We start from the raw sequence: 19,543 nt of genomic DNA, 5'->3' as shown, positions 1-19,543 counted from the left end.
ACCACCGTGAGGACCACCGCGTGCCAGGAACATCCCGCCGTCCGACCGTGCCGGTCGAGGAGCGCCTCTTCAGCCTCGTGCTGGCGCTGCTCGCCACCGAGCAGGGGCTGACGAAGAACGAGGTCCTCTCGAGCGTCCAGGGCTACCGCCAGCGGTACGCCGCGGGCGGGGACAACGCCAACCTGGAGCGCCAGTTCGAGCGCGACAAGGACGACATCCGCGACCTCGGCGTCCCGCTCGAGACCGTCGAGGCGCCCGGCCAGGAGGGCAACAACCAGCTCCTGCGCTACCGGATCCCGCGGGGCGCCTACGAGCTCCCGGCCGACCTCTCCTTCACCCCCGAGGAGACGACGCTCCTCAACCTCGCGGCCATGGTGTGGCGCGAGGGGTCGCTGTCGGGGGAGTCGCGGCGCGCGCTCATCAAGCTGCGCTCGCTCGGCGTGGAGTCGGACGACCCGGTCATCGGCTACGCGCCCCGCCTGCGCACGCGCGAGGCCGCGTTCGCGCCGCTGAGCGTGGCCCTCGAGCGGCACGTACTCGTGACCTTCGGCTACCTCAAGCCCGGCGAGCGCCTCCCGCGGATCCGCACGGTGGCGCCGCTCGCGCTCGTGCAGCACCAGGGTCGCTGGCACCTGCACGGCATCGACCAGGACGCGCAGGGGCCCCGCACGTTCCTCCTGTCCCGCATCGTCGACCGCGTCCGCGTCACGAGCCGCGGCTTCACGCCGGAGGGCGAGGACCACGCCGAGCGCGCCCTCGCCGACCTCGACCGCGTGTGGGCCAACGGCGTGGGGGAGGTGGCGGTGGCACCCGGATCGGATGCCGAGATCCGCCTCCGCCGGCGCCGCGGCACCGAGGACCTGGGCGACGGCCGCCTGCGCGTCCACTACTCGGACACGAACCTGTTCGCGGACGAGGTGGCCGGCTTCGGCCCCGAGGCCCGCGTGATCGCCCCGCCCCGGCTCCGGGACGCCGTGCGCTCCCGGCTCGCCGAGACCATCGCCGCCCACCGTGAGGACGCCTCGTGACCGATCGCGCCGCGCCGCTCCAGGCGCAGGACAAGCTGGCCTTCCTGCTGGCGCTCGTGCCGTACCTGACCGACCACGGCCGGGTGAGCGTGAGCCAGGCCGCCGCGCACTTCCGGGTGCCGCCCGAGCAGATCCGCCAGGCCGTGCGCCTCATCGCGGTCTCCGGCGTGCCCGGATCCACCGCGTCGTACCAGCACGGCGACCTGTTCGACATCGCGTGGGACGACTTCGAGGACAACGACCAGATCGTCATCACCCACATGGTCGCGATCGACGACTCGCCGCGCTTCTCCGCGCGGGAGGCGGCCGCGCTCATCGCCGGACTCCAGTACGTGTCGTCCCAGGCGGACGCCAGCGACCTCGACCTCGTGGGCCAGCTCATGGCGAAGCTCGCGCGCGGCTCGTCCGCGAGCCCCAGCCAGGTCGCCGTGGCGGCGACCGGCGGCGACGGCACGCGGGAGGACCTCCGCCGGGCCATCGCCGACGAGCGCCGCGTGGAGTTCGACTACCGGAGCCCGCGGGGCGGCACGGAGCGCCGGGTCGTGGATCCGCTCCGCCTCGAGTCGATGGACGAGGACTGGTACCTGCGCGGCTGGGACCTGGCCCGCGGCGCCGTCCGCACCTTCCGCCTCGACCGCCTCGACGAGCTCGTCGTCACCGACCTGCCGCCCGAGCACCGGCCGCAGGACGTGGTGCTCGGCGACACGCTGTTCGAGCCGAGCCCCGACGACCTGCGCGTGACCCTCGAGGTCGCGGAGGGCGCGGTGCCGCTGCTCGGCGACTTCGTGGGCGACGAGCGCCCGGTGCCCGTCGAGGACCGGCCCGGCCGCGTCTCCGTCACCGTCCGCGTCGCGCACTACCAGGGCCTCGTGCGCCTGGTCGCGGGCATGGCGGGCGTCGTGGTCGTCACCTCCCCGCCCGAGGCGCGCCGGGCGGTGGCCGAGTGGGCCGAGCGCGCCGCGGCGGCGTACGACGACGCGGACTGACCCGCACCGAGCGCTCCGGGCTGCGGCTCCGAACACCCGGCACCGGGAGGATCCTCCGTGCGTCAGCGGACAGGCGAGGGGAACTCCGGGTGAACCGCAATGCCGCACCGGGTGTCGCGGGGCCCCACGACGTTAGACTCGTCGCGGATCCCGACAACGACTGTCCGGCCCCCCGACCTGAAGGAACGTGAACCACATGCTCGGAAACCTGACCGGATGGCACCTCGTCATCATCCTCGTCGTCATCGTGCTGCTCTTCGGTTCGACCAAGCTGCCGGCCCTGGCGAAGAGCGTGGGCCAGTCCATGCGCATCTTTAAGGGCGAGGTGAAGACCATGAAGGAGGAGAGCGGCTCCGATCGCCGCGACGACCTCCGCGACGAGGACCGCCGCCGTGACGACGACCGCTACCGCGCCGACGACCGTGCCCGCGACGCCGCGCCGCGCGACTACGTCCGCCCCGGCGAGACGCGCGTCGACGAGCCCCGCTACGACGCCCCGCGCTACGACTCCCCGCGCGACGGCGGGGACTCCCGCCCCCGCGCCTGATCCGTGAGCACCACGGAGCGTCCCCGCGAGAGGAAGCGGGACGCCGAGGGACGCATGTCCCTCGTCCAGCACCTGCTCGAGCTCAAGAAGCGCCTCTTCATCGCGGGCATCGCCATCCTCCTCGCGATGGTGGGGGGCTGGTTCCTCTCCACGTTCGTCCTCGAGGCGCTCCGGCAGCCCATCGAGACGATCAACGCGGAGCAGGGGCGGAACGCGAGCCTCAACTTCCCCACCATCACGTCGGCGTTCGACCTGCGCCTGCAGATCGCGCTCTACGTGGGCCTCATCATCTCGAGCCCCGTCTGGCTGTACCAGATCTTCGCGTTCCTGGTGCCCGGCCTCACTAGGCGGGAGCGCCGCTACACATTCGGGTTCTTCTTCTCCGCGGTGCCCCTGTTCCTCGGCGGATGCGCGGCCGGCTGGTTCGTCCTGCCGCACATCGTGGCGCTGCTCACGCAGTTCGCCGGTGACGGGGACTCGTCCTTCATCACGGCGCGCGAGTACTTCGACTTCGTCCTGAAGCTCGTCTTCGCCGTGGGCATCGCGTTCGTCCTGCCCGTGTTCCTCGTGCTCTTCAACTTCATGGGGATCCTGTCGGGGAAGACGATCATCAAGTCGTGGCGCATCGCGATCCTGCTGATCATCCTGTTCTGCGCCATCGCGACCCCAGCCGCGGACGTCATGTCGATGTTCCTGCTCGCCATCCCGATGACGCTGCTCTACCTGGTCGCCGCCGGCATCGCGCTGCTGAACGACCGCCACCGCGCGCGTCGGGACGCGAAGCTCGCCGCCGACCTCATGTCCTGAGCGACGCCTGCGCCGACGCCCGTCCCGCGAGGGGCGGGCGTCGGCGCGTCCGCACCCGGACGACGTGCGGATCCGGAGCCTAGGATGGCGGCATCGTGACAGACCCGCTCTCGCCCGCCGAACGCTACGCCGCCTCCCGGACCCGACGGAGCCTCCCGCTCCTGGAGTCGTTCGCGAGCGGGCTCCGCTTCGACCTCGACCCCTTCCAGCGCGCCGCCGCGGAGTCCCTCGAGAACGGCCGCAGCGTACTCGTGGCCGCGCCCACCGGCGCGGGCAAGACCGTGGTCGCGGAGTTCGCCGTCTACCTCGCCATGCAGCGGCCGAGCGCCAAGATCTTCTACACGGCGCCCATGAAGGCGCTCAGCAACCAGAAGTACGCCGAGCTCGTGGCCGCGTACGGGCCGGACGAGGTGGGGCTTCTCACGGGCGACACCAACGTCAACAGCCGCGCCCGCATCGTCGTCATGACGACCGAGGTGCTGCGCAACATGCTCTACGCCGACTCCGACCTGCTGCGCGACCTCGCGTTCGTGATCATGGACGAGGTGCACTACCTGGCCGACCGCTTCCGCGGCGCGGTGTGGGAGGAGGTCATCATCCACCTCCCGCAGAGCGTGCGCATGATCTCGCTGAGCGCCACGGTCTCGAACGCCGAGGAGTTCGGCGACTGGCTGCAGGCCGTCCGCGGCGAGACCGACGTCATCGTCTCGGAGGAGCGGCCCGTGCCGCTCGAGCAGCACGTCATCGTCCGGCAGCGCATGGTCGACCTCTTCGACTCCTCCGGGCTCGCCGCGACCCACCGCGTGAACCCCGAGCTCGTCCGCATGACGCACGGCGGCGGCCGGGAGGCCGTGCGCGTGCGCGGCGGGCAGGGCCAGGGCCAGGGTCGGGGCCGCGGGGGAGCCGGCGGCGGATCGGGCCGGCGCGCCCCCGGGCCGTGGGATCGCGGGCGCATGGACCGGCCCGAGGTCGTCGCCCTCCTGGAGGAGCGGAACCTCCTGCCCGCCATCTTCTTCATCTTCAGCCGCGCCGGCTGCGACGCCGCCGTCAAGCAGGTGCTCCGCGCCGGCGTGCGCCTCACCCACGCGCACGAGCGGGACGAGATCCGCGCCGTCGTGGAGGAGCGCTGTCGCACCCTCCGCGACGAGGACCTCGCCGTCCTCGGCTACTGGGAGTGGCTCGAGGGCCTCGAGCGCGGCGTCGCCGCGCACCACGCCGGCATGCTGCCCGCCTTCAAGGAGGTCGTGGAGGAGCTGTTCCAGCGGAAGCTGGTGAAGGCCGTGTTCGCGACGGAGACGCTCGCGCTCGGGATCAACATGCCCGCGCGCACCGTCGTCCTGGAGCAGCTGGAGAAGTTCAACGGCGAGGCGCGCGTGCCGCTCACCCCCGGCGAGTACACGCAGCTCACGGGACGCGCCGGCCGCCGCGGCATCGACGTCGAGGGCCACGCGGTCATCCAGTGGAAGGACGGGCTGGATCCCCAGGCCGTCGCCTCGCTCGCCTCCCGCCGCACCTACCCCCTCAACTCGAGCTTCCGGCCGACCTACAACATGGCCGTGAACCTCATCGACCAGTTCGGCCGCGAGCGCACGCGCGAGGTGCTCGAGTCGTCGTTCGCGCAGTTCCAGGCCGACCGCGCCGTCGTCGACCTCGCACGCAAGGTCCGCACGCAGGAGGAGTCGCTCGCCGGCTACGAGAAGGCGATGGTCTGCCACCTCGGCGACTTCCGGGAGTACTCGGGGCTCCGCCGCGAGCTCAGCGACCTCGAGCGCGCCACCGCCGCCCGCGCCGACATGCAGCAGCCCGGTCAGCACGGCGAGCGCGACAAGCGCCAGCGCCAGCTCGCCGACCTGCGCCGCCGCATGAAGGCGCACCCCTGCCACGCGTGCAAGGACCGCGAGTCGCACGCGCGCTGGGCCGAGCGCTGGTGGCGCCTGAAGAAGCAGACGGATGCGCTCGGCCAGCAGATCCGCACCCGCACCAACGCCGTCGCCAAGGTCTTCGACCGCGTCACCGAGCTGCTGCTGTCGCTCGGCTACCTGAAGCGCGACGCCGACGGCCAGGTCGCGCCGACGCCCAACGGGCGGATGCTCAAGCGCATCTACGGCGACCGCGACCTGCTCGTCGCCGAGTGCCTGCGCACGCAGGTCTGGGTGGACCTCGATCCGGCCGGCCTCGCCGCGATGGCCGCGTCGCTCGTGTACCAGCCGCGCCGCGACGAGGGCGACCGCAACGAGCGGAACCTCCCGCGCGGTGCCTTCCGCGCCGCGCTCGAGCGCACCGAGGAGATCTGGTCACGGCTCGACGACATCGAGCGCGAGCGTCGCCTGCCCACCACCGAGCCCCTGTCCACCGGGCTCTGCGCGCCCATGCACCGCTGGGCGCGCGGCGGCAGCCTCGACATCGTGCTCGACGAGGCCGACCTCGCCGCGGGTGACTTCGTCCGCTGGACGAAGCAGACCATCGACCTCCTCGACCAGCTGTCCATCGTGGCCGACGGACCCGTGTCCCGGAACGCCCGCACGGCCCTCGACAGCATCCGGCGCGGCATCGTCGCGTACTCGTCGGTGTGACCGCGCTCGCCCGCGCTCCCCGCCGGGAGCGCACCTCCGTCCCGCCCGCGCCGGCCCTCGCCGACACGTCGCCGATCCGCCCGCCGATGCCGCTCTGGGGCGCCCTCCTCCTCGCCGCGCTCTCTGGGCCCGTGCTCGACGCGGCCTTCCCGGACCGCGGCCTGTGGCCGCTCGTATTCCCGGGGATCGCCCTCGTGCTCGTGGCGCTCCGCGGACGCCGCGCGGGGCCGGCGTTCCTCGTCGGGCTCGTGGCCGGGCTCGCCTTCTACCTGACCCACATCGAGTGGGCGTCGCTGTACCTCGGCCCGGTGCCGTGGATCGCCCTCTCGGCGCTCGAATCGCTCTTCGTCGCGACCGGCGCGGTGGCCATCGCGACCGCGACGCGCTGGATCCCGCGGGCCTTCCCGACGGTCGCCGGCCGCGTGGTGCTGCTGCCCGTCGCCGTCGCCGGGCTCTGGACCGCCCGCGAGGCGATCTCCGCGGTCTGGCCCTACGGGGGATTCGCGTGGGGGAGGGTGTCGCTCTCGCAGTCCGAGAGCCCGTTCGCGCACCTCGTCACGTGGCTCGGCCTGTCCGGGCTCTCGTTCGTGCTCGTGCTCCTCGTGGCGCTCTCCCTCGAGCTCGCCGCCGAGGAGCGGGTGCGGGCGTCCGCCCGGGCGCTCGTCGCGGGGATCGCCGTCGCGCTGGTGCTCGTCGTCCCCGCGTTCCCCGTCGCCACGACGGGGACCACGCGCGTCGCGGCCGTGCAGGGGAACGCCAAGGCCGGGTACTTCGACGGCGCGCGCTACGGGGACATCCTGCGCGCGCACCTCGCCGCGACGGCCGAGATCCCGGCCGATGAGGGCATCGACATGGTGGTGTGGCCGGAGAACGCGGCGGACGCGGATCCGCTCCGGGACCCGGGGTCCGCCGCGGCCCTCGACCGCGTGGTCGCGCGCCTCGGGGCACCGCTGGTCGTCGGCACGGTCACCGAGCGCGACGGCCGCTTCTACAACGAGTCGCTCGCCTGGACCGGGGGAGGGGCGACCGACTTCTACGACAAGAAGCACCCCATCCCGTTCGGCGAGTACGTGCCCGACCGCGCGTTCTGGGAGCCGTTCGCGCCCGACCTCATCGGCCTGATCCAGCGCGAGTACTCGCCGGGCACGACCGACCAGGTCATGGACGTCGCGGGCGTCACCGCGGGCATCGCCATCTGCTTCGACATCGTCGACGACCAGCTGACGACCGACATGGTCGACGAGGGCGCGGAGCTCATCCTCGCGCAGTCCAACAACGCGGACTTCGGCCGCACGGACGAGAGCGTGCAGCAGCTCGCCATCGCCCGGATGCGGGCGCTCGAGACCGGCCGCAGCGTCGTGAACATCTCGACGGTCGGCACGAGCGCGGTCGTCGGCCCCGACGGGCGCGACCTGGATCGACTGCCCTGGTACATGGCCGGGTCGATGGTGGTGGACGTGCCGACCGCGGACGTCGTCACCCCGGCGATCCGCGTCGGGCGCGACATCGAGTGGCTCGTGTCGGGTCTGGGGCTGGGCGCGCTGGCCGTGGCCGGGATCGCGCTGGGCCGACGCGGGCGACGCGCGGCCCGCTGATCCGGCCGGGTGCCCGCGAGGCCCTCCGCACACAGAGGAGCACCCCCCGGCGATGCCGAGGGGTGCTCTGGACGCTCGCGAGCGGAGGGGTCGGGTCAGGCGCCGATGCGGTGCTGACCGCGCCGCGCGCGGAGGGTGGCGAGGCGCTCCTCGAGGAGCTCCTCCAGCTCGGCGCGCGTCCGGCGCTCGAGCAGCATGTCCCAGTGGCTCCGGGGGACCTTCGCCTCGACCTCGTCGTGGGCGACGGGTGCGCCCTCGGAGTCGAGCAGGCGACCCTCCTGTCCGCTCTTCGGCGACTCCCACACCTCGGGGACGTCGGCCTCCGCCGAGAACACGACCTCGAATGTGGTTCCGTCCGCCGTGCGGTACGTCTTCCTCTGCCGGGGGGAGAAGCTGACGCCCTCCTCGCTCTGCAGGCTCGTGGACCCGAGCCGCATCCCGCGCAAGCTGCGATCTGCCATGGTGGTCTCCTCTCGCGATGCACTCCCCGTTGTAAACCGCGCGGCTGTGAGGATCCTTTCTCAGGACACCCGGTTCCCAGGCGAATCCCAGCCCCCGCGTGCAAGCGCGGTGAGGGCGAGATCGGGGCGGTCCGTCACGACGCCGTGGACCCCCGCCCGGACCAGGCGGATCACCTCGTCGGGGTCGTCGACCGTCCAGACGTGCACCTCGCGGACGGCGGCGGCGAGCCGGGCGACCATCGCGGGGGAGACGGTGCGGATCCCGAGCACCCGAGGAGGCATCTGCACGGCGTCGACGCCGCGGAGGGCGAGCCGGACCACGGGCGCGAGGCCGAGGCGCGCGCCGAGGACCGCGAGCACGAGCCGGCCGGCGTCGGCGGACGTCGCGACGCCGGGCAGGAGGGCGACCGCCCGCCGCCGACGGGAGCCGGAGAACGAGGTGACGAGCACCCGGTCGACGGCGCCGGCGTCGCGGACGGCGCGGGCCACGGCGGCGGGGGCGTCCCGTCCCTTCACGTCGACGTTCACCCGCGCCTCGGGCAGGGCCTCCAGCAGCTCCGTGAGGGTGGTGACGCGGGCGCCGGACCCGAGGTCGAGCGCCCGGAGGTCCGCGAGCGCGGCGTCCCGCACGCTCCCCGGGCCGCCGGTGATGCGGCGCAGGTCGGCGTCGTGCCAGAGGACGCACGCGCCGTCCGCGGTGACGTGCACGTCGGTCTCGAGGTGCGTGACCCCGAGCTCCCACGCGGCCAGGAAGGCGCCGAGCGTGTTCTCGACCGCGCCGGATCCGGTCCAGCCGCGGTGCGCGAGCACGCGCGGCACGGCGCCGTCGAAGTAGGCGGCGCGGCTCACGCGCGGCGGTCGCGGTCGTCGGGCGGGGCGGGCGCGTCCTCCTCGGCGGGGGCCTCGGCCACGGGCCCGTCCTCGACCGGGAGCGCCCGCAGCAGCGCCGGTCGCGCGACGCCGAGCAGGGCGGCCGCCGCGGCGACGGCCACGACGACCTGCAGCCACCAGGGCGCTCCGACGACCCCCGACAGCAGGGCGGCGAGCGCGGCCGCGCCGCCGCACAGGGCGGCGAGGTCGAGGCGGCGCATCTCGACGACGACGAGGACCACGATGATCGCGAGCCAGACGATCCAGGCGCTCTCGTCGAGGAGGACCGTCACCCGCTGCTCCCTCGCTCCGCCGACCAGACGCCCCCGAACCTAGTCCACCCCGCGGATCGCGGGCGGTAGGCTCTCAGGGCCGTCCGTCCGGGGCCCCGCCCGCGTGACCCGGCCCGTCTCGTCCCTCGCCGGACGACCCGTCGCGCGCATTCGGCCGCGCCTACCTGAGGAGTACCGCTGTGAGCACCGTCGACGAGATCCGCCCCTTCGCCCCCGACGAGCTCCGCGGCCGCCGCGCCCTCGTCACCGGCTCCTCGCGCGGCATCGGCGCCGACACGGTCGCGTACCTCGCGGACGCCGGCGCGGACGTCGTCGTCAACTACCGCAACAAGGCGGCGCGGGCGGAGAAGCTCGTGGCGAAGCTCGTCGAGGGCGGCACGAAGGCGGTCGCGGTCGGCGCGGACCTCACCGACCCGGAGTCCGTCGACCGCCTCATGGCGACCGTGCGCGCCGAGCTCGGCGGCCTCGACGTGCTCGTGCTCAACGCGTCCGGCGGCATGGAGAGCGGCATGGCCGAGGACTACGCCATGACCCTCAACCGCGACGCGCAGCTCAACGTGCTGCGGAGCGCGCTGCCGCTCATGTCCGAGGGCGGCCGCGTCGTCTTCGTCACGAGCCACCAGGCGCACTTCATCCGCACCACGCCGACGATGCCGGAGTACGAGGGCGTCGCCCGCAGCAAGCGCGCGGGCGAGGACGCCCTGCGCGAGCTCCTGCCCGAGCTCGACGCGCGGGGCATCGGCTTCGTCGTCGTGTCCGGGGACATGATCGAGGGCACCATCACCGCGACGCTCCTCGGCCGCATGAACCCCGAGGCGATCCAGCAGCGCAAGGAGGCGTCGGGCGGCCTCTACAACGTCTCGCAGTTCGCGGCCGAGGTCGCGCGCGCGGTGGTCGACCCGATCCCGGCGGACCACACCCGCCTCGTCGGCGACACGGGCAGCTTCCAGCCCGAGTGACCCGGGGCCGGGCGACGCCCCGGGGCTAGGCTCGATCCGATGAAGACCACGGATCTCGACCTCCTCACCTCCGTCTCCCGCCCCGCCGTCTCGCCCGACGGCCGCCTGGCCGTCGTCTCCGTGACGCGCCCGCGGGTGCATGCCGACGCGTACACCGGCCAGCTGTGGGAGGTGAGGACGGACGGCTCCGCGCCGCCGCGCCGCATCACGCGCGGCTTCCGCGACACCGCCCCGCGGCTCTCGCCGGACGGCCGGGTCATCGCGTTCCTGCGGGCCGAGCCGAAGGGCCCGCCGCAGCTGCACGTCGTGCGCGCGACGGGCGGCGAGCCGATCGCGCTCACCGACGAGCTCCTCGGCGTCGGCGCCTTCGACTGGTCGCCGGACGGCACCCGCATCGTCTACGCGGCCCGGGTCGCCGAGCCCGGGCGGTACGGCAGCGTCGAGGGCGTGTCCGCCGCGGCCGAGCCGGCCCGGCGGATCACCACCACCAAGTACCTCGCCAACGGACTGGGCTGGTCGACCGACCGCCACGTGCAGCTGGCCCTGGTCGCGGTGCCGGAGCTCGACGCGGAGCCGTTCGTGGCCGCGGTCGCGTCCGGGTACCCCGACGCCGCGGATCCCGCCGTGCGCGGCGTCGGCGCGGACGCGACGCCGTCCGCCGCCGAGCGCGCGGGCGTCGGCCCCGTCGTCCGCCTCACCGACGAGCCCGTCGACCACGACGCGCCGCGGTTCTCCGCCGACGGGAGCGAGGTCCTCTTCGTCGCCGCGCGTCACGACGGCCGCGACGACGACCTCGTCACCGGCGTCTACGCCGTCGCGGTCCCCGCACCGGGCGACGCGTCCACGGGGGTCCCCGAGGTCCGGACCGTCGTGTCGCACGAGGCGGGGCTCGGGATCGGCGAGGCCGCCTCCGTCGACGGCGGACGCCTGTACCTGCTGGCGCAGGAGCTGGGGGAGTCGGGCGTCGACTTCGTCGCCCGCAACACCGCGCTCTACGTGCTCGACGCCGGCGACGCCGCCCCGCGCGTGCTCACGGACGCGGAGACGATCGACCTCGGCGGCAGCGGCATCACCGTCGAGGACCGCGACGCCGTCCTCGTGCTCAACGCCTCCCGCGGCACCGTGCAGCTGCTGCGGGTCACCGCGGACGGCGCCGTCGAGGCGCTCGTGGACGACCAGGTGGAGGTGACCGGGGTCGGCGTCGGGGGAGGAGCGGTCGTCGTCGGGCTCACCGACCCGCGCACGCACGGCGACCTCGCCCTCGTCCGCACCGACCGGGCGCCCGACGCGGCATCCGCGCTCGAGCCGCTCACCGACTTCTCCGCCGCGCTGCGCGAGACGGGGATCCGCCCGCTGCACGAGCTCGTGGTCGACGGCCGCGACGGCTACCCGGTGCACGGCTGGGTCGTGCTGCCCGAGGGGGAGGGGCCGCACCCCGTCCTCCTCGTCATCCACGGCGGGCCGTACGCGGCGTACGGCGTGCACCTCTTCGACGAGGCGCAGGTCTACGCTGACGCCGGGTACGCCGTGCTGCTCTGCAACCCCCGCGGCGCCGCCGGGTACGGCCAGGAGCACGGCCGCGTCATCAAGGAGCGGATGGGGACCGTGGACATGCACGACGTCCTCGACTTCCTCGACGGCGCGATCGCGGTCCACGACTCGATCGACGGCTCCCGCGCGGGGATCATGGGCGGCTCCTACGGCGGGTACCTGACCGCCTGGACCATCGCGCACGAGCACCGCTTCCAGGGCGCGATCGTCGAGCGCGGCTTCCTCGACCCGGAGCTGTTCACGGGCACCTCCGACATCGGCACCTTCTTCGGCGAGGAGTACACGGGGCACGACGCCGCGGTCCGCCTCACGCAGAGCCCGCAGGCGGTCGCGCACCAGGTGCGGACGCCCACGTTCGTCGTCCACTCCGAGGACGACCTCCGCTGCCCCCTGTCGCAGGCGGAGCGGTACCACCTGGCGCTCGTGCGCGCCGGCGTCGAGACCGAGATGCTCGTCTTCCCGGGCGAGGACCACGAGCTCAGCCGCTCCGGCCGGCCGCGCCACCGGGTGCAGCGGTTCGAGGCGATCCTCGACTGGTGGGCCCGGCACCTGCCGGTCGCCGCGGACGCCCGATGACCGACGGCGAGGTCGTGCGGCACGTCCGCGACACCGCGCGGATCCTGCTCGTCGACGAGCGCGAGCGCCTGCTGCTGTTCCTCACGAACTACTCGGCGAACGTCGACCTGCCGCCGCGCTGGCTGACGCCCGGCGGCGGGATCGACCCGGGCGAGACGCCGGCCGTCGCCGCCCGCCGCGAGCTGTTCGAGGAGACGGGCCTCCGGGTCGACTCCGTCGGCGAGCCCGTCTGGGAGCACGACTACGCGCGCCGGCGCATCGACGGCGGGCTCGACGTCGGGCACTCGACGTTCTACCTCGTGCGGGTCGACGCGTTCGCGCCCGTGTCGGACAACTGGATGCCCGACGAGTTCGACGACATCCACGCGCACCGCTGGTTCGCGCTCGACGAGCTCGCGGCGACGGAGGATCCGATCGAGCCCGCGGAGCTCGTGGACGTCGCGCGCCAGGTGCTGTCCCGGGGCGTCTGAGGCGGCGGGGCGGAGGCCTCCTCGGGCTGCCGCCGGGCCCGGGTGATGCACCTCATGTCCGGTCGGTCGGCGGGTCCGGGGTCCCCGTGGCGCTCGCCGCCGGCGGTGCCTCAGCGCCTCGCCGGGAGTGGGAGCGCCGGTTCGTCTTGCCCGCATCGTCCCGCACGGGCGTCGTGACCACGTGGACGGCCGCCGGTCGCCGCGACGCATCAAGACGGGTCCGGCACCACTGCAGGATCTGCTCCGACGTCGTGTCGCCGTCCGGGGCGTCGACCACGGCCTCGATGCGCTGACCGAGGTCGAGGTCGTCGACGCCGTACGCGACGGCGCTGCGCACCGCCGGGTGCGCTTCGAGGACCCGCTCGACCTCGACGGGGTGGATGCCGGTGCCGGCCCGGAGGATGAGGTCGTCGGCGCGGTCGACGACGTGGACGTAGCCGTCGTGGTCGATGCGGCCGAGGTCGCCGATGGTGTCCCAGCCGTCCGGTGTCCGGGCGGAGGCGCCGCCCACGTAGCGGTAGGTGGCCGCGCCCTCGCGCCGTAGCCAGATGCGCCCGACCGCACCCGCAGCCGCCTCCCGGCCGTCGGCATCCCGGATAGAGACGGCGGTCCCGCCGGACGGCCGGCCGACGCTGCCGGGGTGCGCCAGCCACTCGTCGCCGCGGATGGTCAGGATGCCGTTGGACTCGCTCCCCGCGTAGACCTCTATGACGCGCTCGGGTCCGATCCAGTCCATGAACCGGCGCTTGACGTCCGGCGGGCAGGGAGCGCCCATGTGGAGGACGGTGCGCAGGCTCGTGAGGTCGGCGGCGGCTCGTTCGTCGGCGGGGAGGCGGAGGAGCCGGTGCATCATCGTGGGGACGAGGAGGGCCCAGGTGACGCGGTGCTCGGCGATGGCGCCGAGGACGCGCCGTTCGTCGAAGCGGGGGAGCAGGGCGAGGGTGTGCCCGGTCATGAGGCCTCGGAACGCGTAGGTGAACGTGGCGGAGTGGGTCAGCGGTCCGGCGACGAGCTGGATCTGGTCCCGCGGGAGGAACGACGCCACCGCGACCTCCGGGTCGAGGAGCGCCGGTGCCGTCGAGACGACGACCTTGGGGCGCCCGGTGGACCCGGACGACGTGGGCGCCTTCCACGACCGGGCCCACGCGTCGGGGAGCGCGGCGTCGGACAGGTCGGCGTCCGGCGTCCAGCCGACGGGGACGGAGGGGGTCGCGGGGTCCGCGGAGGGCACGCCGACCACGAGGGCCGGGCGGACCAGCTCCTGGAGCTCCGCCCGCTCGTCGGCGGTGCGGCCGCGCGAGACGGGCTGCGGGGTGGCCCCGCTCTTCCAGACGGCGCAGCAGGCGATGACCGTCTCGATCGTGTTGGGCAGCGCGATGGTCACCAGGGAGTCCTGCTGGACGCCGAGCGCGAGGTAGGCGCGGGCGAGCCGGTTGGAGGCGAGGTCGAGCTGCCGCGCGGAGAGGACCGCGTCGTCGTCCCGGGCGACGACGCGGTCGGGCTCGGCGTCAGCGAGTGAGGTGATGATCCGCGAGATCGACTGCCTGACCACGGTCCCCGTCCTCTCCGACCGCTCGGTAGAAGGCCTCGTGCGCGCGGGCGACGTCGTCCCAGTCGTGGCCGTCGGCGAGGGCGCGTCCGGCGTCCGGATCCGGGCCCTGCCCCGCGAGGCCCGTCGCGAGCGCGTCCGCGATGGACGCGACGTCGCTCGCGTAGGCCACGGTCGTCCCGAAAACCTCGTGCAGGACGGGGAGGTCGCGCGCGACGACGGGGACGCCGGCGGCGACGGCCTCCATGGCCGCGAGCCCGAAGCCCTCCTTGGTGGAGACGAAGGCGAGGGCGCCGGCGGCGGCGACGAGCGCCGGGAGGAGGTCGTCGTCGACGACGCCGAGGACGACGGGCTCGAGGCCGAGCTCGACGACGCGGGCGTCGAAGGCGGCGCGGTAGTCGCGGTAGTCGAAGAGGGTCTCGCCGCCGCCGAAGACGAGCCGGACGTCGGGCTCTCGCCGGCGGAGGAGCGCGAAGGCCTCGAGGAGGTCGAGGCTGCCCTTGCGGGGCTCGATGCCGCCGAGGGCGAGGACGTACCGGCCGAGCGACCGCCGCCATCCGGCCCGGGCGTCCGCGCCGGGCTCCTCGGAGGCGGCCCGGAAGCGCGCGGCGTCGACGCCGTTGGGGATGACGGTGGGATGGAGCCCCCACCCGGCCGCCACGTCCGCGGCGACCGCGGCGGACACGCAGATCCGGGCGATCGGGTCGCGGATCGCGGCGTCGTGGCAGGCGATGAGCTCGGGGGTGGTGAACGCGTCGAGATGGTGGATCGTGCGGATGCAGGGCGCGACGGCGTTGGCGGAGATGCAGTCCTGCGCGTGGACGACGTCGTACGGCTCGTCGGCCCGGGCGGCCGCGAAGGCGTCGCGCATGGTGGCGATGGACCGCTGGATCCGGTCGCCCACGGTCTCGTCGTCGCGCGGTGCGAACGGGACGACCCGGACGGCGACGGCGGGGTCCACGTCGCGGAAGAACGCGCGGTCGCCGCCGCGGCCGAGCGTCCACACGGTGACGTCGTGCCCGCGTCGGGCGAGGGCCTCCGCGAGGGCGAGGGTGTGCACGACCCCGCCGCGGGGCTTGGTGGAGTAGGTCACCTGAGCGATCCGCATGTGGTCTCCTGGTCAGTCCGTGGTGGTCGGGGCGGCCCCGGCGGCTGCGATGCCGGATCCGTAGGCGTGGGTGGCGCGCTGCTGCAGGTGGTCCATGGTGCGGCGGGCCCGGCGGATGTCCGCGCCGACGTCCGCCGTGGCGACCGCGAGGCCGCCCTTGGCCCAGGTCTTCGCGATGATCTCGCCGGCGGGATCGACGATCTTGGCCTGGCCGAGGAAGCGGAGGCCGCCGAGGACGCCCGTCTGGTTGGAGGAGACGAGGTAGAGCTGGTTCTCGGCGGCGCGGGAGCAGTCGTAGAGGTCGAAGAGGTGGGCCTGCCGGTCGTGGCGGAGGCGGTCGGAGCGGTCGGTGACGCTGGCGGGCCAGGCGCTCAGGCAGGCGAGGATCTCGGCGCCGTCGAGGGCGAGGGCGCGGGAGGACTCGGGGAAGGTCTTGTCGAAGTCGATCATCATGCCGATCCGCCCCACGGGGGTGTCGAAGGCCGTGAACGCGTCGCCGGCCCGGTAGGCCTCGGACTCGCCGAGCGGGAGGTGCACCTTGCGGTGCGTCCCGATGACCCGTCCGCCCGAGACGCACACGGCGCTGTTGTACCGGACGTCCCGGTCGTCCTCGAGGACGCGCTCCGCGACGCCGAAGCAGACGGTCATGTCACCGGCCATGTCGGCCACGGCCCGGATCTCGGGACCGTCCATCTCGACGGCGGGCGGGAGGGCGTCGGGGCCGGGATGGATCATGTCGAGGAGGTAGCCGCCGATGGTGGCGTCCGGGAGGACGAGGAGGTCGACGCCGCGGTCGCGGGCCTGGTCGATCATGCCGGGGAGCTTGACGAGCGTCCTCTGGATGTCGCGGCCGAAGTGCGCGGCGACCGCTCCCATGGTGATCTCGGCCATCCGGTCAGGCTATCCGGGCACGGCGGCACCCGCTCCCTGCCGGGCGCGGGCGGCGATGAGGTCGGTCGTGTGCTCGGCGTCGCGGGCGATGGCCGCGAACCGTCCGGACCCCCAGGTGGTGAGCCAGGGGAGGCCCAGGAAGTGGAGGCCGGGGGTCGAGGTGGCGCCGCGGTGGTGGGTGGGGTGCCCGGCCCCGTCGAACACGCCGACCTGCACCCAGGAGTAGTCCGAGCGGAAGCCGGCCGACCAGATGATGCTCGTGATGCCCGCGGCGTGGAGGTCGAGCCCGGTGGTCTCGACCTCGGGTCGCCAGACGGGGGTGTACCGGGGCTCGAGGGGCGCGTCGATCCCGTGCCGGTCGATGTGGCGGTCGATGTCGTCCTTGATGGACTCCATGACCGAGTCCGCGTGGTCGAGGGACGCCCCGGCCGTCGGGGCGAAGGTGACGGCGGTGCCCTCGGCGGCGGTGAGGCGGCCATACAGCCGCATGCCGTCGCGCGCGAAGGCGCGGAGGTCGATGTCGCGGCCGCCGTCGCGGCCCGTCATGTAGTGGTTGGTGGACTCGCGCTTCGTGAGCCCCCCGACCTGGGCCTGGACGGGGATGTCGTAGACGCCCATGTCGCTGAGCCAGGCGATGCAGTCCCGGCCGCGGTAGGAGCGCGCGCACCGGGGCGCGGATCCGAGGGCGAGGTGGACCTGCCGTCCGGCGAGGAACAGGTCCTCGGCGATCTGCGCTCCGGATTGGCCGGATCCGACCACGAGGACGCCGCCCGCCGGGAGGGCCTCGGGGGAGCGGTAGTCCGCGGAGTGGATCTGCACGACCGACGGCGACACGCGTGCGGACACCGCGGGCATGACGGGGCGATGGTAGCCGCCGGTCGCGATGACGACCTGGTCGGCGAGGAGCGTCCCCTGGTCGGTGACGACCTCGAAGCCGCCGGCAGCGGCTCCGCGGAGGCGGGTGACGAGGACGCCCTCGATGACGGGGGCGTCGAAGGAGGCGGCGTAGCGGCGGATCCAGTCGAGGACCTGGTCGCGGGTCATGAACCCGTCGGGGTCGTCGCCGTCGTAGGGGAAGCCGGGGAGAACGCACTGCCAGTTCGGGGTGACCAGGGTGAACGCGTCCCAGCGGCGGTCGGCCCAGTCGTGGGCGATGCGGTCGCGTTCGAGGACGACGTGCCCGATGCCCCGCTGCGTGAGGTGCCAGCTCGCCGAGAGGCCGGCCTGGCCTCCGCCGATGACGGCGACCTCGACGCGGGTGCCGTCGACGACGCGCACGGGCGCGCTCATGCGCGGACCTCCTCGACGGGCAGGGGCGGGTGCATGGCGAGGACGGTCACGGTCCCGCCGTCGAACGCGGCGGCGGCCGCGAGGATCTCGTCCTGCTGCTGTATGGCCGAGGTGCAGGCGAAGCCGTACCGGGCGCGGACGCGCTGGCTCGCGATCTCGAGCGCGGCCGTCGAGCGGGTCACGAAGTCGGCGAGCGGGTAGTCGGCGCCGACGACGAGGTGGTCGTGCATGACGAGGCTGGGGGAGTAGCAGGAGGCCTCCGTGCCGTCGGGCCAGCGGACCCGGAACGTCATCTCAGGCATCGACGAGCGCTCCCTCACCCGTGCGGTAGGCGTCGGGTCGGCGGTCGCGGAGGTGGAACATGCCCTTCCGCATCGCGGCGAAGGTGCCGTCGACGTCGATCTCGGCGACGGCGAGGCCGGCCTCGAGCAGGGTCGTGGCGAGGACGTTGCCGCCCGGGTCGACCACCTTGGCGTTGCCGACGTAGCGGAGGGATCCGAAGGTGCCGGCCTGGTTGGAGGCGATCCAGAACACCTGGTTGTCGAGGGCGCGGGCGGCGTCGAAGAGGTTGAACCGGTACGTCCAGCGGTCCTCCTGCAGGTCCTCGGCGGTGGCGGTGCGGGCCACGGGCCAGGCGGACATGCTGACGATGATCTCGGCGCCGTCCATCGCCAGGGATCGGGCGGCCTCCGGGAACGCCTTGTCGTAGCAGATCTGCAGGCCGACGCGTCCGACGGGGGTGTCGAAGGCCTCGTAGGCGTCCCCGGCGGAGTAGCTCATGTTCTCGCCCAACGGCTGGTGCACCTTGCGGTAGGACCCGTAGACGCGCTCGCCGTCGAGGCAGACGGCGGCGTTGTACCGGGTCTCGCCGTCGTCGGCGAGCTCGCAGAAGCCGATGCAGACCACCATGTCGCCGGCGATCTCCTGGACGCGGCGGATCTCGGGTCCGTCGAGGGCGATGGCGGGCGGGAGCGAGCGGGTCGTGGTCTTGAGCGTGTCCCCGTGGTCGCCGAGCGAGGAGAGGTAGCCGCCGATGGCGGCCTCGGGGAACGCGATCAGCTGCACGCCGACCTCGCGGGCCTCGGCGACGAGGCTGGCGATGAGGTCGTAGTTCAGCTGCAGGTCTCGGGTGAAGTTCGCCGAGACGGCGGCGACGGTCGTCGTCATCGTGCCTCCTGGTGGTGTCGGGGAGCGGGGGCGCGGGGATCCGCGGTGCGCCCAGTCAATGTCATGCCTCGTTTCGGCTTGGTTACGCCGGGAATAAGAATGCGTTTCCCCCGACGCTCCCGAGAGAGGTGAATGCGCATCCGATCTGGTACTTCCCGAGAATTCGTTCCGGGGGGAAACAAAAGGGGTACATCGACGTAATCCGTCCGCAACACATGCCGCTGAGACTCGGACCCACGTCCACGGGCCGCCCCGGCTCTCGTCCGATCGCAAGGAGCACGCACCATGAGCGACACCGACATCGACCAGCAGATCCTCGAGAACATCGAGAAGTCGCGCAACGAGATCGCGCACCCGTCGCTGCCGAAGGGCAGCAGCATCTACGGGTCGACGAAGATCTTCCCGGACTACACGGCGACGAAGGACGAGTACTACTTCCAGCTCGTGCACGGCATCGCGCACGAGTCGTCGGTCAGCTTCGTCGCGGTCCTGCAGGCGACGCGGGCGCTGCGGAAGGGCTTCACGAGCGTCCTCTACTTCTACGGCCCCGGCTCGCTGAACGCGATCGCGAACCGCGGCTTCCCGACCACCGGCGCGGACGGGTTCCCGGGCGAGAACAACATCAACAACGCCCTCGAGACGTTCATCGCCGAGGGCGGCACGGTCTTCTGCTGCCGCTTCGGCCTCGCGCTGCACGGCGCCCGGGAGGAGGACCTCATCGCCGGGGTCATCCCGTGCCACCCGCTGGACGTGCAGGACGCGGTCATCCACTACGCCCGCAAGGGCGCCATCATCAACAGCACCTACATGGTCTGACCCGGT

19 protein-coding genes are annotated in these 19,543 nt (G+C 73.4%); 10 read left to right on the top strand and 9 right to left on the bottom strand.

Annotated elements, in window-relative coordinates; translation table 11 throughout:
* The first annotated feature begins 20 nt into the window (after nt 1–20).
* The 6 genes from ACT7CP_RS08860 (at nt 21) to lnt (ending at nt 7,536) form a co-directional block, all read left to right on the top strand.
* On the top strand, nt 21–1,028 hold the full coding sequence (locus ACT7CP_RS08860; protein ID WP_307500994.1) for a helix-turn-helix transcriptional regulator: 1,008 nt from the start codon (nt 21–23) through the stop codon (nt 1,026–1,028).
* Nucleotides 1,025–2,014 (top strand): helix-turn-helix transcriptional regulator, encoded by a 990-nt coding sequence (locus ACT7CP_RS08855; RefSeq protein WP_445441946.1) that lies wholly within the window; start codon nt 1,025–1,027, stop codon nt 2,012–2,014. The genes ACT7CP_RS08860 and ACT7CP_RS08855 overlap by 4 nt, the downstream gene beginning before the upstream one ends.
* A 196-nt stretch (nt 2,015–2,210) precedes the next feature.
* Nucleotides 2,211–2,561, top strand: a complete 351-nt coding sequence (gene tatA, locus ACT7CP_RS08850; protein WP_445441945.1) for a Sec-independent protein translocase subunit TatA — start codon at nt 2,211–2,213, stop codon at nt 2,559–2,561.
* A gap of 54 nt (nt 2,562–2,615) precedes the next feature.
* Nucleotides 2,616–3,368 (top strand): twin-arginine translocase subunit TatC, encoded by a 753-nt coding sequence (gene tatC, locus ACT7CP_RS08845; RefSeq protein ID WP_445441944.1) that lies wholly within the window; start codon nt 2,616–2,618, stop codon nt 3,366–3,368.
* 95 nt (nt 3,369–3,463) lie between these two features.
* On the top strand, nt 3,464–5,941 hold the full coding sequence (locus ACT7CP_RS08840) for a DEAD/DEAH box helicase (protein ID WP_413962869.1): 2,478 nt from the start codon (nt 3,464–3,466) through the stop codon (nt 5,939–5,941).
* On the top strand, nt 5,938–7,536 hold the full coding sequence (lnt, locus tag ACT7CP_RS08835) for an apolipoprotein N-acyltransferase (protein ID WP_445441943.1): 1,599 nt from the start codon (nt 5,938–5,940) through the stop codon (nt 7,534–7,536). Before ACT7CP_RS08840 ends, lnt begins: the two co-directional genes overlap by 4 nt.
* Nucleotides 7,537–7,631: 95 nt before the next feature.
* Here lnt and ACT7CP_RS08830 read toward each other — a convergent pair whose 3' ends face one another.
* From ACT7CP_RS08830 to ACT7CP_RS08820, 3 genes are read right to left on the bottom strand one after another with little or no spacing between them, the layout of a single operon-like run.
* The gene (locus tag ACT7CP_RS08830; RefSeq protein ID WP_307501000.1) at nt 7,632–7,997 is read right to left on the bottom strand and encodes an RNA polymerase-binding protein RbpA; all 366 of its coding nucleotides are present in this window, start codon (nt 7,995–7,997) and stop codon (nt 7,632–7,634) included.
* A 60-nt stretch (nt 7,998–8,057) separates the two neighbouring features.
* The gene (locus ACT7CP_RS08825) at nt 8,058–8,846 is read right to left on the bottom strand and encodes a glycerophosphodiester phosphodiesterase family protein (protein WP_445441942.1); all 789 of its coding nucleotides are present in this window, start codon (nt 8,844–8,846) and stop codon (nt 8,058–8,060) included.
* The gene (locus ACT7CP_RS08820; RefSeq protein ID WP_445441941.1) at nt 8,843–9,160 is read right to left on the bottom strand and encodes a hypothetical protein; all 318 of its coding nucleotides are present in this window, start codon (nt 9,158–9,160) and stop codon (nt 8,843–8,845) included. Before ACT7CP_RS08820 ends, ACT7CP_RS08825 begins: the two co-directional genes overlap by 4 nt.
* Before the next feature lie 179 nt (nt 9,161–9,339).
* On the opposite strand from ACT7CP_RS08820, the gene ACT7CP_RS08815 reads away from it, so the two are divergent.
* From ACT7CP_RS08815 to ACT7CP_RS08805, 3 genes are read left to right on the top strand one after another with little or no spacing between them, the layout of a single operon-like run.
* The gene (locus tag ACT7CP_RS08815; RefSeq protein ID WP_445441940.1) at nt 9,340–10,119 is read left to right on the top strand and encodes an SDR family oxidoreductase; all 780 of its coding nucleotides are present in this window, start codon (nt 9,340–9,342) and stop codon (nt 10,117–10,119) included.
* Between the two features lie 39 nt (nt 10,120–10,158).
* Entirely contained in the window at nt 10,159–12,246 is a 2,088-nt protein-coding gene (locus tag ACT7CP_RS08810) for a S9 family peptidase (RefSeq protein ID WP_445441939.1), read from the top strand.
* Nucleotides 12,243–12,716, top strand: a complete 474-nt coding sequence (locus ACT7CP_RS08805; protein ID WP_445441938.1) for an NUDIX hydrolase — start codon at nt 12,243–12,245, stop codon at nt 12,714–12,716. Before ACT7CP_RS08810 ends, ACT7CP_RS08805 begins: the two co-directional genes overlap by 4 nt.
* Nucleotides 12,717–12,768: 52 nt before the next feature.
* Here ACT7CP_RS08805 and ACT7CP_RS08800 read toward each other — a convergent pair whose 3' ends face one another.
* From ACT7CP_RS08800 to ACT7CP_RS08775, 6 genes are read right to left on the bottom strand one after another with little or no spacing between them, the layout of a single operon-like run.
* Nucleotides 12,769–14,268, bottom strand: a complete 1,500-nt coding sequence (locus ACT7CP_RS08800) for an AMP-binding protein (protein WP_445441937.1) — start codon at nt 14,266–14,268, stop codon at nt 12,769–12,771.
* Nucleotides 14,225–15,373 carry an MSMEG_0565 family glycosyltransferase gene (locus tag ACT7CP_RS08795; protein WP_445441936.1) on the bottom strand — a complete coding sequence of 383 codons (1,149 nt, stop codon included), beginning with the start codon at nt 15,371–15,373 and terminating at the stop codon, nt 14,225–14,227. The genes ACT7CP_RS08800 and ACT7CP_RS08795 overlap by 44 nt, the downstream gene beginning before the upstream one ends.
* Nucleotides 15,374–15,385: 12 nt before the next feature.
* Nucleotides 15,386–16,264 carry a carbon-nitrogen hydrolase family protein gene (locus ACT7CP_RS08790; RefSeq protein ID WP_413962878.1) on the bottom strand — a complete coding sequence of 293 codons (879 nt, stop codon included), beginning with the start codon at nt 16,262–16,264 and terminating at the stop codon, nt 15,386–15,388.
* A 9-nt stretch (nt 16,265–16,273) separates the two neighbouring features.
* Nucleotides 16,274–17,554 carry an MSMEG_0569 family flavin-dependent oxidoreductase gene (locus ACT7CP_RS08785; RefSeq protein ID WP_445441935.1) on the bottom strand — a complete coding sequence of 427 codons (1,281 nt, stop codon included), beginning with the start codon at nt 17,552–17,554 and terminating at the stop codon, nt 16,274–16,276.
* On the bottom strand, nt 17,551–17,856 hold the full coding sequence (locus ACT7CP_RS08780; RefSeq protein ID WP_445441934.1) for an MSMEG_0570 family nitrogen starvation response protein: 306 nt from the start codon (nt 17,854–17,856) through the stop codon (nt 17,551–17,553). The genes ACT7CP_RS08785 and ACT7CP_RS08780 overlap by 4 nt, the downstream gene beginning before the upstream one ends.
* Nucleotides 17,849–18,721, bottom strand: a complete 873-nt coding sequence (locus tag ACT7CP_RS08775; protein ID WP_445441933.1) for a carbon-nitrogen hydrolase family protein — start codon at nt 18,719–18,721, stop codon at nt 17,849–17,851. Before ACT7CP_RS08775 ends, ACT7CP_RS08780 begins: the two co-directional genes overlap by 8 nt.
* Before the next feature lie 285 nt (nt 18,722–19,006).
* Between ACT7CP_RS08775 and ACT7CP_RS08770 the strand changes: the two genes are divergently transcribed.
* Nucleotides 19,007–19,537 (top strand): MSMEG_0572/Sll0783 family nitrogen starvation response protein, encoded by a 531-nt coding sequence (locus ACT7CP_RS08770; RefSeq protein ID WP_413962882.1) that lies wholly within the window; start codon nt 19,007–19,009, stop codon nt 19,535–19,537.
* Nucleotides 19,538–19,543 lie beyond the last annotated feature (6 nt).

The organism is Clavibacter rahimiani (assembly GCF_052654495.1).
This window is presented reverse-complemented; position numbering and strand designations above follow the sequence as displayed.